Source organism: Kitasatospora sp. NPDC018058 (assembly GCF_044327205.1).
In the GTDB taxonomy this organism is placed as follows: domain Bacteria; phylum Actinomycetota; class Actinomycetes; order Streptomycetales; family Streptomycetaceae; genus Kitasatospora.
The window spans coordinates 70,792-87,214 of record NZ_JBIRFA010000027.1 but is presented as its reverse complement, the minus strand read 5'-3'; the positions used below and the strand labels follow the sequence as shown (position 1 = coordinate 87,214).

The following is a 16,423-nucleotide window of genomic DNA, read 5'->3' as shown; positions in this document are numbered from 1 at the left end:
ATGGCCGAGGACTATTTCGAGTACCTGCACACGGTCGGCTTCGAGGAGACCAACCTCGTCGGCAACGTGTACTACGTGAACTACCTGCGCTGGCAGGGCCGGTGCCGCGAGCTGTTCCTGCAGCAGAAGGCGCCGGACGTGCTGGCCGAGGTGCAGGACGACCTCAAGCTGTTCACGCTGAAGGTGGACTGCGAGTTCTTCGCCGAGATCACGGCCTTCGACGAGCTGTCGATCCGGATGCGCCTGTCCGACCTCGGCCAGACGCAGCTGGAGTTCACGTTCGACTACGTGAAGGTCACCGGCGGCGTCGAGGTCCTCGTCGCCCGCGGCCGCCAGCGCATCGCGTGCATGCGCGGTCCGAACACCAACACGGTGCCCTCGCTGATCCCCGAGGGCCTGGCGCGGGCCCTGGAGCCGTACTCCGCGCACGCCCGCGCCCTGTCGGGGCGGGCCGCATGAGCACCCTGACCGCCGCGCCGCCGCGGGCCGCCGCCATCGGCGACCCCGTGCGGCTGCGGCGGGCCTTCGGGGCGTTCGCCACCGGGGTGACCGTGGTGACGGTGGGCGGTGCCTGTCCGCGGGGCATGACCGCCAACTCCTTCACCTCGGTCTCCCTGGACCCGCCCCTGATCCTGGTGAGCGTCGGCAAGGAGGCGGTCATGCACCGCCGCCTCGCCGAGGCCGCCACCTTCTCGGTCTCGGTCCTCGGAGCCGGCCAGGAGGCCGTGGCCCGGCACTTCGCCGACCGCTCGCGGCCCCTGGGCGCCGACCAGTTCGACGCGGTCGGCCACCTGGCCGGCCGGGTCGGCGACGCCCCCCTGATCGCGGGGGCGGCGGCGCACTTCGAGTGCGCGAAGTGGCGTAGCTACGAAGGCGGCGACCACACCCTCTACCTGGGGGAGCTGCTCGCCATGGACGAGTCCCCGGAGTGCGACCCGCTGGTGTTCCACCGCGGAGCGTTCCGGGGGCTCGCCCCCGCGCGGCGCGGCGGCGTCCGATGAGGGCCCACCCACCCGGCCCGCCGTTCTGGCGGCTGCCCGGGCTGCTGCGCAAGCTGGCCGTGGACCGGCTCGCCATGATGCGCGACGCCGCGGACCTCTCCGACGCCGTCCGGGTGTCGATGGGCCCGAAGAAGATGTACATCTTCAACCGCCCCGACTACGCCAAGCACGTCCTGGCCGACAACGCGGCCAACTACCACAAGGGCATCGGGCTCGTGGAGTCCCGCAAGGTGCTCGGCGACGGCCTGCTCACCAGCGAGGGCGAGCTCTGGAAGGCACAGCGGCGCAACGTCCAGCCCGCCTTCAAGCCGGGCCGCATCGCCGCCCAGGCGGGTGTCGTGGCCGAGGAGGCCGGGCGCCTGCTGGAGCTGCTGCGCGGGCGCGCGGGCGGGGGAGCGGTCGACGTCCTGCACGAGGTCACCGGACTCACCCTCGGGGTGCTCGGCCGGACCCTGATGGACACCGACCTGGCCGGGCACGACGGGATCGCGCACGCCTTCGAGGCCGTGCAGGACCAGGCGATGTTCGACATGGTCACCCAGGGCCTGGTGCCCACCTGGGTGCCGTTCGCGACGCAGCGCAACTTCCGCCGGGCCCGAGGCGAGCTGACGGCCACGGTCGACGCGCTCGTCGCGGACCGCAGCGCCCGCATGGCCGAAGGCGACGGGGCCGACGACGCGTTCTCCCGGATGATCCTCGCCGCCCGCGGGCAGAGCGCCCCGACCCTCGCGCGCAAGCGCCTCCAGGACGAGCTCGTCACCCTGCTGCTCGCCGGGCACGAGACCACGGCGAGCACCCTCGGCTGGACCCTGCTGCTGCTCGCCCGGCACCCGCGCGTACGGGACCTGGTGCGCGAGGAGGCCCGCACCGTGCTGGCCGGCGGCCGGCTGCCCGAGGTCGACGACCTGCACAGGCTCTCGTACACGATGCAGGTCGTGCAGGAGGCGATGCGGCTGTACCCGCCGGTGTGGATCCTGCCGCGGATCGCCCAGCAGGCCGACGAGGTCGGCGGATTCCCCGTGCCGGCCGGGGCCGACGTGCTGGTCTGCCCGTACACCCTGCACCGCCACCCGGACCACTGGGAGGACCCGGAGCGCTTCGACCCGACCCGCTTCGAGGCGTCGAGGGTCGCCAACCGGCCGCGCTACGCCTACATCCCGTTCGGTGCCGGACCCCGGTTCTGCATCGGCAGCAACCTCGGGATGATGGAGGCGGTCTTCGTGACCGCCCTGCTCACCCGGGACCTGGACCTGGGCGTGCTGCCGGGGCACGAGGGCGTGGCCGAGCCGATGATGTCCCTGCGGATGCGCGGCGGGCTGCCCATGACGATCCGTACGGCGAGCTGAACCGCGCCCGTACGGGTACCGGTACGACGAGGGGCCGGCCGCGGTGGACCACCGCGGCCGGCCCCTCGTCGTACCGGTGCGCGCGTCAGCTGGCGACGGCCTCCATGGCGGTGGTGCGCAGGTCCAGCAGGGCCATCAGCACCGGCGGCTCGGTGGCGTCCAGCGGCCGCAGGGTGATCTCGGCGGGCATCAGCAGGGTGTCGGCGTGCGCGGTGACCGGCCCGTAGCGGCCGACGGAGACGGTGTCCTTGTCGCCGGTGCCGGACGGCAGGTGCTCGCAGCCGTACGGGACGGAGTGCACGAGCACGTACCAGGTGCCGACCGGGATGTCGCGCAGCTCGAAGGCGCCGGGGCCCTCCAGCACGGTGCAGCGGCTCGGCCGGCCCTGCGGGACGGGGGTGGGGAAGAGGCCGACGAAGCAGTAGCCGGGCTCGCGGCCCTCGGGTATCTGCACCCGGCCGCGCAGGGTGCTGCGGCTGGTGGGCAGGCTCGGGGTGGGCAGCGGGTCGGAACCGATTTCCGAGGTGAATCCGTCCAAGGCCCGGAACATGCTCGGGGAGACCCCGACGCACGCCTTGAAACGAGAACTGAAGGTACCCACGCTGCTGTAGCCGACCTGGCTGCTGATGTCCGCGACGCTGAATTCGGTTTCGATGAGAAGGCGCTTGGCCTCCTGCAGTCGCAGGATCGAGAGGAAACGCCCGGGAGACGTACCGGTCGCGTCCCGGAAGACCCGGGTGAAATGGAACTTGCTGAACATGGCGGTGCGTGCCATGTCGTCGATGGTCAGCTCCTGGTCGAGATTCGCGTGCATTTCACCGATCACCCGGAGGACAGCAGTCTCGATGGCGGTGTTGGTCACCGTGTCTCCCTGTCGTCTAGTAACGCTCAACGCTGAGAATCTGAGGCCGCGCGTCATTCGCCCGTGGTGGCCGTTTCGGTAAGCCTTCGCCGGGAGAGTTCCTCGGCGAACCTCTTCCAGGTGCGGGAGCACTGGAGCGCCAGTTCCGCGACGGTGTCGGTGCAGTGCGGGGGGATCGCGGCGGCCTGCTGGCGCCAGGCGTCGTCCACCACGAAATGGGTGTTGAGCCACCGCAGGAACTGCCGTCCGGTGTCGGAGTGGCGCAGCGAAGGGTCGTGGGTCAGCCGGCCGAGGGTGTCCAGGGCGGCGCGGCTGCGGTGCGCCAGCCCCTGGACGGTCGCCGACTCGAATGCGAGGGACTGCGCGGGGGTGTCCGGTGCGGCGGGTGCGCGCCCGGGTCCGGGCGCGGAGGCCGGCGGGCGCGGGCCGGGCACCGAGGCGGAGGCGGTGCGTTCGGCGTCACGGCGGCCCTGGGGCACCGGAGCCTCGCCGCGCAGCAGGCGTTGCCGCACGTCGTGGGCGGTGCCCAGGGAGATCCCGGTCGCCTTGACGATGGCGCGCAGCGGCAGGTCGGGGCGGCGGGTGATGAGTTCGGCGGCCCGCAGGCGTTCCGCGGTCCGGTTCAGCGGGTGGGCCCGGCCGTCCAATCCCATCCGCACGTTCGACTGCGGGGTTTCCGTGGTTGAACCCCGGCGGATCGCGGCGACCGTCTTGGCGTCGACGCCGACGCGGGCGGCGATCGCCCGGTCGGACAGCTCCGCGTGCGAGACGAGGATGCGCGCGGCCGCGGCCTTGCGGTCGGCGACCGTCAGCGGCAGGCCGTGGGCGATATTGGCGGAGACGGAACGCAGAAAGCCTTCTTCAGGAGTGCCGTCGAAATACTGGACCTCGACGGAAAGCAGGCCCAGCGACCGTGCGGCGGCCAGCCGGTGCATCCCGTCGATGACGCGCCGGGTGGTGCGGTGGACCAGGACGGGCGGCAGGGCGGTGAATATCTCCGCGAGCCGCCGCACGTGCTCCTCGTCCATCCCGTCCAGGCGCGGAGAATCGGCGGCCAGCAGCGAATCGATGCGCACATCGAACGTTGGCTGGACCGGAGACATCCGGGTCGGGTCGCTTCTTTCCAACTCTCCCCCTCGTGTCCGCACGCGCCCGCGTACCCCCACCTGTCCGCGGACCCCGTTCAGCAGCCGGGAAGGAACACCTCGCGAGAAGCATAGCGATCACCCGGTTTCTTTTTCGGCCGCACCTGTCCGATGCGGCGACTTGGGCTAGTTCGGTGAAAGGACTGACTTTGATCGGTGAACGGGGGGGATTGGTTGCTTGAAAGGACTCTGCAGTTCTACGTTCTTCCCACGACAGCGGGACCACCCAAATCCGTTGAGTGGAGGACGAGTTGCAAGCACTGCAGGAAAGGCCGGAGCGAAGGGTCGATATCGGCCCCGAGCAGACGCTCACGCTCGAGGCCTACGCCGACACGATCGTGCCGGGCGAGAAGCGGTGGCCCGGGGACCGGGCGGTCGCCGGAGTCAGCACCGGCGGCGGCGCCGTCGCCGCGGGCGCACTGGAGCTGCTGCGCTGGGACGCCACCGGCATCCACGACGGGCTGGAGGACCTCGCGAACCTGCTCAACGAGCACGCCGGGGTCTACGCCGCGGACGCGGGCCTGACCCTCGACGACACGGTGCCGGCCTTCGTGGCCCTCGACTACGAGGACCGGGAGCGGCTGATCGTGAAGCTGACCACCCCCGGCCACCCCGAGAAGGACTTCTGGGTCCTGCTCTCCCTCTTCTGCAACATGGCCTTCGACTCCGCCGCCCACCTGCACACCGCGCAGGCCCTCGAGGACGGCCACCCGGGCCTCCAGGCGATGGGCATCACCAAGCCCGACGCCGACGGCCTGTGGCGGTTCCAGGAATTCGGCTACGGCCGCCGGCTCGCCGACCTCCACCCCGACACGACCCCCACCGGGAGCCCAGCATGAGCGACACGACCGAGAGGACCGACGTCCTGGTCATCGGAAGCGGCTTCGGCGGCGCCATCGCCGCCTACCACCTCGCCGCCGGCGGGGCGAAGGTCACCGTGCTGGAGCGCGGCCCCTGGCTGCAGAGCACCGACTTCGAGCACGACTACAAGCTCGGCTCGTCCTACACCCGGGCCTTCGACTTCGTGGTCGGCGACGGGATGAGCGTCCTGGGCGGCAACTGCGTCGGCGGCGGCAGCGTCGTCTACTTCGCGGCCATGCCCCGCGCCCCCAAGTTCGTCTTCGACCGCAAGGGCGGCATCGGCCGCCGGATGTGGCCCGGGGCGATCAGCCGCGAGACCCTCGACCCGTGGTACGACCGGATCGAGGAGTCCCTCTCGGTCAGCAAGCAGGACTGGAACGACGCCTCCTACGCCGGAGGCCTGTGGGCGGCCGCGTGCAACCACGCCGGACGCACCGCCAACCCGCTCGCCGCCGCGATCGACAACTCCAAGTGCACGAACTGCAACTTCATGATGGCCGGATGCCGCTTCGAGGCGAAGCAGTCCCTCACGGTCAACTACCTCCCGGCCGCGCTCGCCCACGGCGCGCAGATCCGCCCGCTGCACGAGGTGCAGTACCTGACGCGGACCCCCGAGGGCGACTACCGGGTCCACTACAACGTCGTGGACGACACCGACTACCGCATCCACAACGGCTCCGGCGTGATCCAGGCGAAGATCGTGGTGATGGCCGCGGGCGCCGCCGCCACCCCGGTCATCCTCCAGCGCAGCGAGGCCCACCTCGGCACGATGCCGCACGCGGTCGGCCGGTACTTCTCCGGCAACGGCGAGCGCCTCAACACCGCCATCCTCAACGAGGACAAGGTCGCGGAGATCCTCGGCCTGTCCCGCGGCGACGGCGAGCTGCCGTACGGCGCCAACGCGATCGGCAAGGGCCCGACCGTGGCGAGCTGGGACAAGCTCGACGGCTCCCTGCCCGAGTACTCCCGCTACTCCCTGGAGCAGCTCTACTTCCCGCCGGGCCTGGGCACGATCCTGGCCCAGGTGCCCGGAGCCACCGGTGCGACGACGTGGTTCGGACGGGAGAAGAAGGAGATCCTCAAGAACTGGAAGTCCTGGCTCACGATCTTCTCGATGACCGAGGACGACAACGAGGGCGTCTTCGGCCCGCCGCCGGCCACCGGCAACGCGATGCGCATCTCGCAGCAGATGCTCGGCCGCGGCAACCTGTCCTACCGGCCGACGAAGAACACCTGGCACGGCTGGAACCAGTCCGACGCGGACGTGAAGGAGATCATCGAGAAGGACGGCCTCGCCAAGGTGATGCCGTGGACCAACGACCTGGTCGGCGCCTACACCGTCCACCCGCTGGCCTCCTGCCGCATGGGCGACGACCCCGCCACCTCGGCGCTCGACGACACCAACGAACTGCGCGGCCACTCCGGCATCTTCGTCACCGACGGCTCCGCCGTCCCCGGCGCCCTGACCGTCAACCCGGCCATGACCATCGCGGCCGTCGCCGAGCGCGCGGTGCCGGGCATCGTGGCCGCCGCCCAGCGCAGGGGCGTCGCGGTGACCTACGGCGCACCGGCCCCCACGGGCTACAAGAGCGGACGCAAGGCCGTCCTGCCGCTGCTGCGCCGCCAGCCCGCCCTGGCGTGACGGACGCGGACGGCTTTTCGCCGACCAGTGAGTTGCTTCAAAAAACCCATTCGACCGACCAGTGAGTTGCTTCACGCAACCCTGAAGTGAGGAGGCGGCGGTGAGACCGCTCGTGCGAGGGATCCTCAAGGGCTCCCTCCAGCAGATCCGGCACGTCGCGGCCGTGCGGCCCGCCGCGGCCCGGGCCCTGGTGGCCGAGGTCTACGGGCAGGCCCGCCGGGAGTTCGGCGTCCTCGCCCCGCCGCTGGCCCTGCACTCGCCGGCCCCGGAAGCACTCGCCGCGTCCTGGACGCTGCTGCGCGAGACCCTGCTCGCCGAGGGCCGGCTGGGCCGGGCCGCCAAGGAGGCCATCGCCACCGGGGTGTCCCGGGCCAACGACTGCCCGTACTGCGTCGAGGTCCACCAGGCCACGTTCGAGACCCTGCCCGACGCGGACACCGAAGCCCACCGCCCGCTCGCCGACTGGGCCCGCGCCAGCGCCACGGGTGGCAGCGCCCCCGTCGGCGCGGTCGAAGCGCCCGAGGCCTACGGCGTGGCCGTCACCTTCCACTACCTCAACCGCATGGTCCGGCTGTTCCTCCCGGACTCCCCGGTCCCCGGCGCGGCTCCCCGGGCCGGGCGAGGCCCCGTCCTGCGGATGGTGGCCCGGGCCATGCGGCCCGATCCGGGCACCACCGTGCGCCCCGGCGACTCGCTGGCCCTGCTCCCCGCGGCACCGCTGCCCGCGGACCTGGCCTGGGCCGAGGGCGCCCCGCACGTGGCCGGCGCGCTGGCCCGGGCGGTCGCCGCGGTCGAGGCCCGCGCGCAGCGCTGGATCCCCGCACCGGTCCGCGACCTGGTGCGCGCCGAACTCGCCGTCCACGACGGGGTGAACCCCGGACCCAGCCGGGTCTGGCTCGACGTGGCCCTCGAAGGGCTCCCGCACGAGCAGCGGCCCGTCGCCCGCCTCGCCCTGCTGATCGCACTCGCCCCGTACCAGACCACCGACACGGACATCGAGCGCTTCCGCGCCGTCCACGGCGGCGACCGGGAGCTGGTCGAACTCGCCTCCTGGGCCGCCCTGACCGCGGCCGTCCGGATCGGCGCCCGCTTCCCCGCCCCCGTCCGCCCCGCCCCGCACGCCGGCTGACCCTCCCCGCCACCACCCCGCACAGACACCACCACCCCGCCCGAGGAGAACCCCATGAGCACGCTCAACGACGTCCTGAAGGACCTGGCCGCCGAGATCGAGGAGACCGCCCGCCTCGTCGAGGGCCTGGACGAGGCCGGTTGGGCCACCCCGACCCCCGCGCCGGGCTGGTCCGTCGCCGACCAGATCGCCCACCTCACCTTCATCTTCCACCTGGCCGGCACCGCCGCCTCCGACGGCGAGGCCTTCGCGAAGATCGCGGCCGGCGCCGCCCACGACTTCGACGGCTCCGTCAACGCCGCGCTCCAGCAGTTCAACCGGTTCCCGCCGGCCCAACTCCTCGCCCGCTTCCGGGCCCTGGGGCAGTCCTCGGTCGACGCCCTCGCCGCCGTCCCCGAGGGCCAGGTCGTCCCGTGGCTGGTCAACCCGCTGCCGCCGACCGTCCTCGCCTCCGCCGGAATCATGGAGCTCTTCGGCCACGGGCAGGACATCGCCGACGCCCTCGGCGTCCGCCGCGAGCCCACCGACCGGCTGCGCCACCTGGCCCTCTTCGCCTTCCTCACCCGCGACTTCGGCTACCTCTCGCGCGGCCTGACCCCGCCGGCCGAGCCGCTGCGCATCGAGGTCACCTCCCCGAGCGGCGAGCTGTGGGCCTTCGGCCCCGAGGACGCGGCGAACAAGGTCACCGGGCCCGCCGAGGACTTCTGCCTCCTGGTCACCCGCCGCCGCCACCGCGACGACCTGGCCCTGACGGCCACCGGCGAGGAGGCCGACCGCTGGCTGGACATCGCCCAGGCCTACCGCGGCCCGGCCGGCGAAGGACGCACCCCCGGCCAGTTCGGCCACCAGGCCTGCGACCACTGAGCCGCCGGTGACCACCCCGCCGCTTTCCGCCCGAAGCCCACCAACCCCGCCGCCCGCAGCCCGCCACCAGGAGTCACCGTGACCACCACCCCCCTGCGCACCGCCGTCGTCATCGGCTGCGGCATCACCGGCACCTCCGTGGCCCTCGCCCTGACCGGCGCGGGCGTCGAGGTCGCCCTGATCGACCGGGACCCGAAGGCCGCCGCCGAGGCGGCGGCCCTGGGCGCCGGAACCCCCTGGACCCCGGGCCGCCCGCCCGCCGACCTCGTGGTCGTCGCCACCCCGCCGTCCGCCGTCGTCGACGTCCTGTACACGGCGCAGGCCAGGGCGCTGGGGCACGTCTACACCGACACCGCCGGTACGAAGGACATCATCAGCGCCGACGCGGAGCTGCGCGGCTGCGACCTCAAGGGGTACGTGCCCGGGCACCCGCTGGCCGGCCTTGACGCGCCGGGCCGCGCCGCCGCCGGGCCCGGCCGCTTCACCGGACGCCCCTGGGTCCTGTGCCCGTACGAAACCACCCCCGACCGGGCGCTGGAGACCGTCGCCGCCCTGGTCGAGCTGTGCGGGGCGGTCCGCCGGGACATGACCCCCGAGGCGCACGACCGGGCCGTCGCCGTCCTCTCCCACCTGCCGTACCTGGTCGCCGCCGTGCTCGCCGCGGGCCTCGCCGAGGTCGGTCCGGAGCTCCTCGCCCTCGGCGGGGACGAGCTGGCCGCCGTGGTCGCCGCCGCGGGTGCGGACCCGGTGCTGGGCGGCGACCTGCTCACCCAGAACGCGGGGCCGGTCGCCGACGCCGTCGGCCGGGCCGTGGGCGAACTCGGCGCCGCGGCCCGCACGTTGCACGAGGGGGCGGACACCGCACCGGTCGAGCTCGGCCTGCTGCTGGAGCGGGGCCGGCAGGGGCACGCGGCCCTCGCCCAGACCTGTGAGCTGCGCACACCGCAAGATGCGCGGACCGGTGGCCGGGTGTGACGGTCGCGTCGTGACCGTCATATCGCCCTCAAAGCCCCATGGCGCGGCCGGCCGGCAGCTCGCGCCCGTACGCATCCTGGCGGTGCGTCTGATCCACGGCATCTACCAGGCCCTGTGCACCTCCGGCTGGATCCTGATCGGTCCGATGCCTCCCGCCGAGGAGGTCCACGTCCTGGACGCGCCGCCTTCGGGGCATCCGGAGCGGTTGTGCGCCGACCGTCCGCTTTCCCCCGTGGAGCGCGCCCTGGAACGGCAGCTGACGGATTGACCGGTCCGGGCACGGAGTTCCTGGCCCGCGCCGCGACCGGTCAGCGCGCTCAGGGTGACGACCGATCGCACTTCAGGAGGGCCGCGAACCTCCGTGCCCACCGTAAAGAACCCCGGCTCACCCGCCTTCGGGTGAGAGCAGAAGAGCAGAAGCAAGAATGGAGATTTCCGATATGGCCATGGTCAAGGATCCCGCCAGCTACTTCCCCGCCATCGAGAAGAAGTACGGCCGCCCCGCGACAGAGTGGGTGGACCTCATCCGCTCCTCGCCGCTGACCCGGCACATGGAGCTCGTCAAGTGGCTCAAGACCGAGCACGGGCTCAGCCACGGCCACGCCTACGCGCTTGTCGCGCACACCCTCGCCGAGGACAGCGTGAGCTGAACCGTTATCCGCGGGGTCCCGCCGTCGAGCGGTACGGGGCAGAGCAACGTCAAAGATGCCCTGCCCCCACCCACCTTCAAGCATGGAGGCCAAGAAGGACAGATCCCGTGAACCGTCCCGATCATGAGGTGCAGAGCAGTGACCGTTGACATCGCACAGAGCAACACGCGCGGTATCGCCTCGATCTACAACTCCGCCGTGGCGGCCTGGGCGATCGCGGCCGCTTGGGAGATCGGCGCACTGGACGAGCTGCACCGCGCGCGCACGCTCGACACCGCGGACTTCGCCGCCCGCAACGGGCTCGACGCGCAGTCGACCAACGGCCTCTTCCGCGCCCTCGCCGCGGTCGGCCTGGTCCGGCGCGAGGACACGCTCGTCACCCCGCTCGGCGGCTACGACGAGATGTACCGCAACAAGTCGTTCTTCCACTGGCTGGGCCGGGGCAGCGCCGAGCTGTTCCAGCAGATCCCCGCCGTGCTGCGCACCGAGAACCGCACGGGCGACTACTACCGGCGCGACGCCGCCGCCATCGCCTACGCCTGCCGTGAGATCGACCAGGTCACCTACGCCCCCACCTTCTGGGCGGCCATGGACCGGGTCGACTTCCCCTTCACCCGGGTCGCCGACCTCGGCTGCGGCAGCGGCGCCCGGCTGATGCAGGTCCTCGACCGCTACCCGGGCGCGACCGGCGTCGGCATCGACATCGCCCAGCCCTCCATCGACGTGGCGCGCAAGGAGGCCCTCGAGGCCGGCTTCGCGGGCCGGACCGAGTTCCTCCAGGGCGACGTGCTGCGCCTGGAGCCCAGGCCCGAGTACGCCGACGTCGAACTGCTCACCTGCTTCATGATGGGTCACGACTTCTGGCCGCGGGAGAACTGCGTGGCCAGCCTGCGCCGGCTGCGCGAGGTCTTCCCCTCGGCCCGCCGCCTGCTGATCGGCGACGCGACGCGCACCAGCCTGCCCGACACCGAACTCCCCGTGTTCACACTCGGGTTCGAGCTCGGCCACGACCTGATGGGCACGTTCCTGCCGACCGTCGAGGACTGGGAGTCGGTCTTCGCCGAGGGCGGCTGGGAGCTGGTGCGCACCAACCGCATCGAGATGACCGTCGGCGAGGTCGTCTTCGAACTCGCCTGAGCCGCCGGCCCGAACCGACGGTCCTCCTCGTCCGCGCGCGGCGGGGAGGACCCGTCCGGGCCACACTTTTTTCGACCCGTGAGTTGCTTCACACGACTTACCGAGGAGCCAACCATGACGACACTCGCGGCGGCCGCCGGACAGAGCCTCGCCGACTGCGGCATCCGGCACGCCTTCGGTGTGGTGGGCGGCGGCAACATCCTCGCCACCGCGGCGCTGACCGGGGCGGGCGTGGAGTACACGGCGGCCCGCCACGAGGGCGGGGCCATGGCGATGGCCGACGCCTACTTCCGGGCGACCGGCGAGGTCGCCGTCTGCACCACCACGCACGGCCCCGGCATCACCAACACCGCGACCGCCCTCGCCGAGGCGGTCAAGCACCGCAGTGGTGTGCTCCTGCTGTGCGGCGACGCGCCGACGACCGGGCCGCGCCGCCACGACATCGACCAGAGCGCGTTCGCCGAGTCGCTCGGCGTGCCCGTGGTGCGCCTGACCCGCCCGGAGGCCGTGCGCGAGGAGATCGCCGCCGCGGTGCGCACCGCCCGCGCCGAGCGGATCCCGGTGGCGGTCCTCCTCCCCGGCGACCTTCTCAACAGTCGTGTCGAGACGTCCGCGCAGACGTACGAGGCGCGTCCGGGCGGGAGCACGACGCCGTACCCGCGGGCGGTCGAGCCGCCCGCGGCCCCGCCCGAGGACCTGGACCGGGCGGTCGCCGCCCTGGCCGGGGCCCGCCGCCCGCTGATCCTCGCCGGACTCGGGGCCTGGCACTCGGGCGCGGGCAAGATCCTGCTGGAACTCGGCGACCGGATCGGCGCGCTGTTCGCGACCACCGTCATGGCGAACGGCCTGTTCCACGACAGCCCCTGGTCGCTGGGGGTGTGCGGGGGCTTCGCCGACCCGGCGGCCGCCGCCCTGGAGGGCGAGGCCGACGTGGTCGTCGCCTTCGGCACCCGCCTGGACACCTTCACCCTGCACGGCGGCCGCATCCTCGACCCGGCGGCGACGGTCGTCCAGGTGGACCTCGCGGCCGGGCCCACCTCCGAGCGGGTCGACCTGTCCGTACGCGGCGACGCCGCGGCGGTGGCGGCACAGCTGCTCGACGCCCTCGGCGAGCGGGCACTGCCCCCGTCCGAGTGGCGCACCGACGTCACCGCGGACGCGATGCCGGTCGGCTGGGCGGCCCGCCCGCACGAGGACCGCGGCGGCGCGGGCCGCGTCGACCCGCGCACGCTGACGGCGGCTCTCGCCCACCTGCTGCCCCCGGAGCGGACGGTGGTCCTCGACGGCGGGCACTTCATCGGCTGGCCCGCGATGTACTGGAGCGTGCCCGACCCGGCCGGCCTGGTCTTCACCGGCGCGGCCTTCCAGAGCATCGGCCTCGGGCTCGCCGGCGCGGTCGGCGCCGCCGTCGGCCGGCCCGACCGGACCACGGTCGCGGCGGTCGGCGACGGCGGGGCGCTGATGGGCCTGTCCGAACTCGACACGCTGATCCGCTCGGGCCGTTCGGCGCTGGTGGTGGTGTACGACGACGCGTCGTACGGCTTCGAGGAGCACATGTACGCGCCCCAGGGGGCGGACCGCGCCACCCTGAGCTTCGCCGACACCGACTTCGCCGGCGTGGCCCGGGCGCTGGGAGGCGCCGGCGCCACCGTCCGCACCGTCGAGGACCTGGCCGCCGTGCGGACCTGGCAGGAGCGGGGCGGCCCCGGCACCCTGCTGCTGGACTGCAAGGTCGTCCCCGGCGTCGTGGCGCCGTACCTGGCCGACCTGATCGCGCCGCAGGACGCGCACCGGCCGTGACACGTGCGCCGGCGGCGCGGGCCGGCGGGCGGGTCAGCCGCCGAGCAGGCCCTTGCGCGCGTCCCGCAGACCCTCGAACGAGCTGAGGTCGGGCACGGTCCAGCCGTCGAGGTCGTACTCCGACAGGCACTGGTCGACGAACGCCTTGTAGTCGTCCATCTGGCCCGACGCCGTCTGCGCGAACAGCAGCTCGGCGCGCGTGGCCTCGTGGCTGCCCGCGTAGTTGCGCTCGTACAGCTCGTGGCGGCCGCCGAACTCGGTGCCGACGGCGTCCCACAGCAGCTTGAGGACCTTCACCCGCTCGACGGCATCGACCCCGGCCGAGCCGCGCACGTACTTGTCGAGGTACGGCCGGATCTGCGGGTTCTTGAAGTCGTCCGCGCTGGAGTTGAGGTAGATCAGTCCGCTGGCGACGTCCTGCTGGACGATCTCCTTGATCCGCGGGTAGCCGACCTGCATGAACCAGCGGTACGCCATCCCGTAGTCGGCGTTGGGCAGCACGGCCCCGTTACGCCACTTCTTCGGGTTGCGGGCGGCCGCGTCCGAGAGCCCCCAGAAGAGGTTGCGCCACGCCAGCACCTCGCCCAGACGGGTCTGCACGCCCCGGAAGTCGGCGGTCCCGGTGATCTCCAGGGCCTTGGCCAGCAGGCCCGCGATGAACTCCAGCTTCACCGCCAGCCGCGTCATGCCGTGGAAGGTGAACCGCTCCATGAACCCGGACTGCCCCGAGAACATCTGGATCTTGGCCATGTCGCCGTAGACGAAGACGTCCTCCCAGGGGATGAGGACCTTGTCCAGGACGAGGATGGTGTCGTTCTCGTCGAGCCGTGAGGACAGCGGGTAGTCGAAGGGACTGCCCATCACCGCGGACATCGCCGTGTACGACGGCCGGCAGATCAGCTTCACGCCCTTCGCGCCCGTCGGCACGGTGGCGACCAGCGCGAACTCCTTCCTCTTCACCGGCACCCCGTAGTGGGCGATGAAGTTGTGGTGGGTCAGCGCCGAGCCGGTCGCGACGACCTTGGCCCCGCTCACCACCAGGCCCGCGTCGGTCTCCTTCTCGACGTGGACGAACACGTCGGAGACCTGGTCCGGCGGCAGGTTGCGGTCCACCGGCGGGTGGACGATCGCGTGGTTCCAGTAGAGGACCTTCTCCTGGGTCTCGCGGTACCAGCGGCGCGCGTTGTCGGAGAACGGCTCGTAGAACTCGGCGTTGGCGCCGAGCGTGCCGAGGAACGCCGCCTTGTAGTCCGGGCTGCGCCCCATCCAGCCGTAGCTCAGCCGGGACCAGCGCGCGATGGCCTGCTGGTCGGCGACCAGGTCCTCGACGCTGCGCGGAGTGGTGAAGAAGCGGTGGGTGTACCCGTTGCCGGAGTCCGTCCGCGTGGTCAGCACGTCCTGGTGGGCGGGGTCGTGGAGCGCGTCGTAGAGGCGGGCCGTCATGCGCACCGGGTTGGCGAACGCCGGGTGCCCGGTGACGTCCTTGACGCGTTCGCCGTAGATGAAGACCTCACGGTCGTCCCGGAGGCTTTCCACGTACTCGTCGCCCGTCAGCGGCCTCGTCTGCGGCGCGTCCGGCCGGCCCGCCGCGGCGGCATCGTCCTTGGAGGTCATGCGTTCCATCGTGTCAGCCGGTCCCCGCCCGGGCTTCTTCCCGCGTGCGATAGCCGGGCCCGTACGGGCCCGGACCTGCGCAAGTCGCAGCGTGGCCGCCACATCGCAATCCGGAAGGTGCCCCGGCGGTCCCGCGCGGTGTGAGGTCGGCTCAGAACCGCCTGGCTCTAAGACCGTTACGTCCCGGAGGACTTACGATGCTCACTGCCGAGATCCCCACGCGTGCGCAGCTGGTGCAGCGCGCCGCCGACCTCGCGCCGCTGCTGCGGCGCAACGCCGCGCAGGCGGAGGAGGACGGGCGTCTCCAGGACGAGACCATCGAGGCCCTCGCCGAGGCGGGCGTCTTCAAGCTCCGCGTGCCCAAGCGCTACGGCGGCTACGAGGCCGACACCCGCACCCTGGTCGAGGTCGCGGCCGAACTCGGCCGCGGCGACGGCGCCGCCGCCTGGACCGCGTCGGTCTACTGGATCCCGACCTTCATGGCCTGCCTCTTCCCCGACGCCGTCCAGGACGAGGTGTTCTCCACCCCCGACGTGCGCATCTGCGGCACCCTGAGCCCCTCCGCCCTGGCCGCGCCCGCCGAGGGCGGCATCACCGTCAACGGCAAGTGGGGCTTCGTCAGCGGGGCCCGCCACGCCCACTGGCAGGAGATCATCGCCGTCCTGCCGACCCCGGACGGCCAGCACCTGCCGGTCATGGCGCTCGTCCCGATGGACCAGCTCCAGATCGTCGACGACTGGGACACCTCCGGTCTGCGCGGCACCGGCAGCGTGAGCACCGTCGCCCAGGACGTGTTCGTCCCGCAGGAGCGCGTGATCCCGCTGCCCGCCATCCTCATGGGCCAGTACGCGTCCGAGCTGAACGCGGCCTCCGCGATCTACCGCGCCCCGCTGCTCCCGGTCGCCTCCGCCTCCTCGGTCGGCACCGTGCTGGGCCTGGCCCGCGCCGCCCGCGACGCCTTCTTCGAGCGGCTGCCCGGCCGCACCCTCACGTACACCGCCTACGAGAGCCAGGCCGAGGCCCCGCTCACCCACCTCCAGGTGGCCGAGGCGGTCCTGGCCACCGACCAGGCCGAGTTCCACGCGTACCGCCTGGCCGACCTCGTCGACTCCAAGGGCGAGTCGGGCGCCGAGTGGACCCTGGAGGAGCGCGCCCGCGCCCGCGCGGACATGGGCGCCGTCGTACGCCTGGCCAAGAAGGCCGTGGACATCCTCGCCTCCGCCTCCGGCGGCTCCTCGATCTACCGCGACGTGCCGATCCAGCGCATCACCCGGGACATCCAGGCGGTCAGCCTGCACGCCCTCATGAACCCGAACACCAACACCGAGCTGTACGGCCGGGTCCTGTGCGGCCTGGAGCCCAACACGCTCTACATCTGAGCGCCCAGACCCACCGAC

The 16,423-nt window shown here is 72.5% G+C and carries 16 protein-coding genes; 13 read left to right on the top strand and 3 right to left on the bottom strand.

Annotated elements, in window-relative coordinates; genetic code table 11:
* From ACH4E7_RS30950 to ACH4E7_RS30940, 3 genes are read left to right on the top strand one after another with little or no spacing between them, the layout of a single operon-like run.
* Complete coding sequence (locus ACH4E7_RS30950) at window positions 1-459, top strand: acyl-CoA thioesterase (RefSeq protein ID WP_396252466.1); 459 nt, start codon at window positions 1-3, stop codon at window positions 457-459.
* A complete protein-coding gene (locus tag ACH4E7_RS30945; protein WP_396252465.1) occupies window positions 456-1,001 on the top strand; it encodes a flavin reductase family protein in 546 nt (181 codons plus the stop codon). Before ACH4E7_RS30950 ends, ACH4E7_RS30945 begins: the two co-directional genes overlap by 4 nt.
* A complete protein-coding gene (locus tag ACH4E7_RS30940; RefSeq protein WP_396252464.1) occupies window positions 998-2,347 on the top strand; it encodes a cytochrome P450 in 1,350 nt (449 codons plus the stop codon). Before ACH4E7_RS30945 ends, ACH4E7_RS30940 begins: the two co-directional genes overlap by 4 nt.
* 85 nt (window positions 2,348-2,432) lie before the next feature.
* On the opposite strand, the gene ACH4E7_RS30935 is transcribed toward ACH4E7_RS30940, so the two are convergent.
* Together ACH4E7_RS30935 and ACH4E7_RS30930 are read right to left on the bottom strand one after the other, a co-directional pair.
* On the bottom strand, window positions 2,433-3,209 hold the full coding sequence (locus tag ACH4E7_RS30935; RefSeq protein ID WP_396252463.1) for a helix-turn-helix domain-containing protein: 777 nt from the start codon (window positions 3,207-3,209) through the stop codon (window positions 2,433-2,435).
* Between the two features lie 53 nt (window positions 3,210-3,262).
* Window positions 3,263-4,285 carry a transcriptional regulator gene (locus tag ACH4E7_RS30930; protein ID WP_396252462.1) on the bottom strand — a complete coding sequence of 341 codons (1,023 nt, stop codon included), beginning with the start codon at window positions 4,283-4,285 and terminating at the stop codon, window positions 3,263-3,265.
* Window positions 4,286-4,614: 329 nt separating this feature from the next.
* Between ACH4E7_RS30930 and ACH4E7_RS30925 the strand changes: the two genes are divergently transcribed.
* The 9 genes from ACH4E7_RS30925 (at window position 4,615) to ACH4E7_RS30885 (ending at window position 13,412) form a co-directional block, all read left to right on the top strand.
* Entirely contained in the window at window positions 4,615-5,193 is a 579-nt protein-coding gene (locus tag ACH4E7_RS30925; RefSeq protein WP_396252495.1) for a DUF5987 family protein, read from the top strand.
* A complete protein-coding gene (locus tag ACH4E7_RS30920; protein ID WP_396252461.1) occupies window positions 5,190-6,857 on the top strand; it encodes an FAD-dependent oxidoreductase in 1,668 nt (555 codons plus the stop codon). Before ACH4E7_RS30925 ends, ACH4E7_RS30920 begins: the two co-directional genes overlap by 4 nt.
* Window positions 6,858-6,957: 100 nt before the next feature.
* Complete coding sequence (locus ACH4E7_RS30915; RefSeq protein WP_396252460.1) at window positions 6,958-7,986, top strand: carboxymuconolactone decarboxylase family protein; 1,029 nt, start codon at window positions 6,958-6,960, stop codon at window positions 7,984-7,986.
* A 54-nt stretch (window positions 7,987-8,040) separates the two neighbouring features.
* Window positions 8,041-8,850 carry a TIGR03084 family metal-binding protein gene (locus ACH4E7_RS30910; protein ID WP_396252459.1) on the top strand — a complete coding sequence of 270 codons (810 nt, stop codon included), beginning with the start codon at window positions 8,041-8,043 and terminating at the stop codon, window positions 8,848-8,850.
* 78 nt (window positions 8,851-8,928) lie between these two features.
* Window positions 8,929-9,825, top strand: a complete 897-nt coding sequence (locus ACH4E7_RS30905; protein WP_396252458.1) for a prephenate dehydrogenase/arogenate dehydrogenase family protein — start codon at window positions 8,929-8,931, stop codon at window positions 9,823-9,825.
* A gap of 10 nt (window positions 9,826-9,835) precedes the next feature.
* Entirely contained in the window at window positions 9,836-10,093 is a 258-nt protein-coding gene (locus ACH4E7_RS30900; protein ID WP_396252457.1) for a DUF6059 family protein, read from the top strand.
* Window positions 10,094-10,250: 157 nt separating this feature from the next.
* Window positions 10,251-10,475, top strand: a complete 225-nt coding sequence (locus ACH4E7_RS30895) for a DUF4287 domain-containing protein (RefSeq protein WP_396252456.1) — start codon at window positions 10,251-10,253, stop codon at window positions 10,473-10,475.
* 138 nt (window positions 10,476-10,613) lie between these two features.
* Entirely contained in the window at window positions 10,614-11,612 is a 999-nt protein-coding gene (locus ACH4E7_RS30890; protein WP_396252455.1) for a class I SAM-dependent methyltransferase, read from the top strand.
* 114 nt (window positions 11,613-11,726) lie between these two features.
* Window positions 11,727-13,412 (top strand): thiamine pyrophosphate-binding protein, encoded by a 1,686-nt coding sequence (locus tag ACH4E7_RS30885; protein ID WP_396252454.1) that lies wholly within the window; start codon window positions 11,727-11,729, stop codon window positions 13,410-13,412.
* Window positions 13,413-13,445: 33 nt separating this feature from the next.
* On the opposite strand, the gene ACH4E7_RS30880 is transcribed toward ACH4E7_RS30885, so the two are convergent.
* The gene (locus ACH4E7_RS30880; RefSeq protein ID WP_396252453.1) at window positions 13,446-15,026 is read right to left on the bottom strand and encodes a 4-hydroxyphenylacetate 3-hydroxylase family protein; all 1,581 of its coding nucleotides are present in this window, start codon (window positions 15,024-15,026) and stop codon (window positions 13,446-13,448) included.
* A 197-nt stretch (window positions 15,027-15,223) separates the two neighbouring features.
* Between ACH4E7_RS30880 and ACH4E7_RS30875 the strand changes: the two genes are divergently transcribed.
* Window positions 15,224-16,405, top strand: a complete 1,182-nt coding sequence (locus tag ACH4E7_RS30875; protein ID WP_396252452.1) for an acyl-CoA dehydrogenase family protein — start codon at window positions 15,224-15,226, stop codon at window positions 16,403-16,405.
* The last annotated feature ends 18 nt before the right edge of the window (window positions 16,406-16,423 follow it).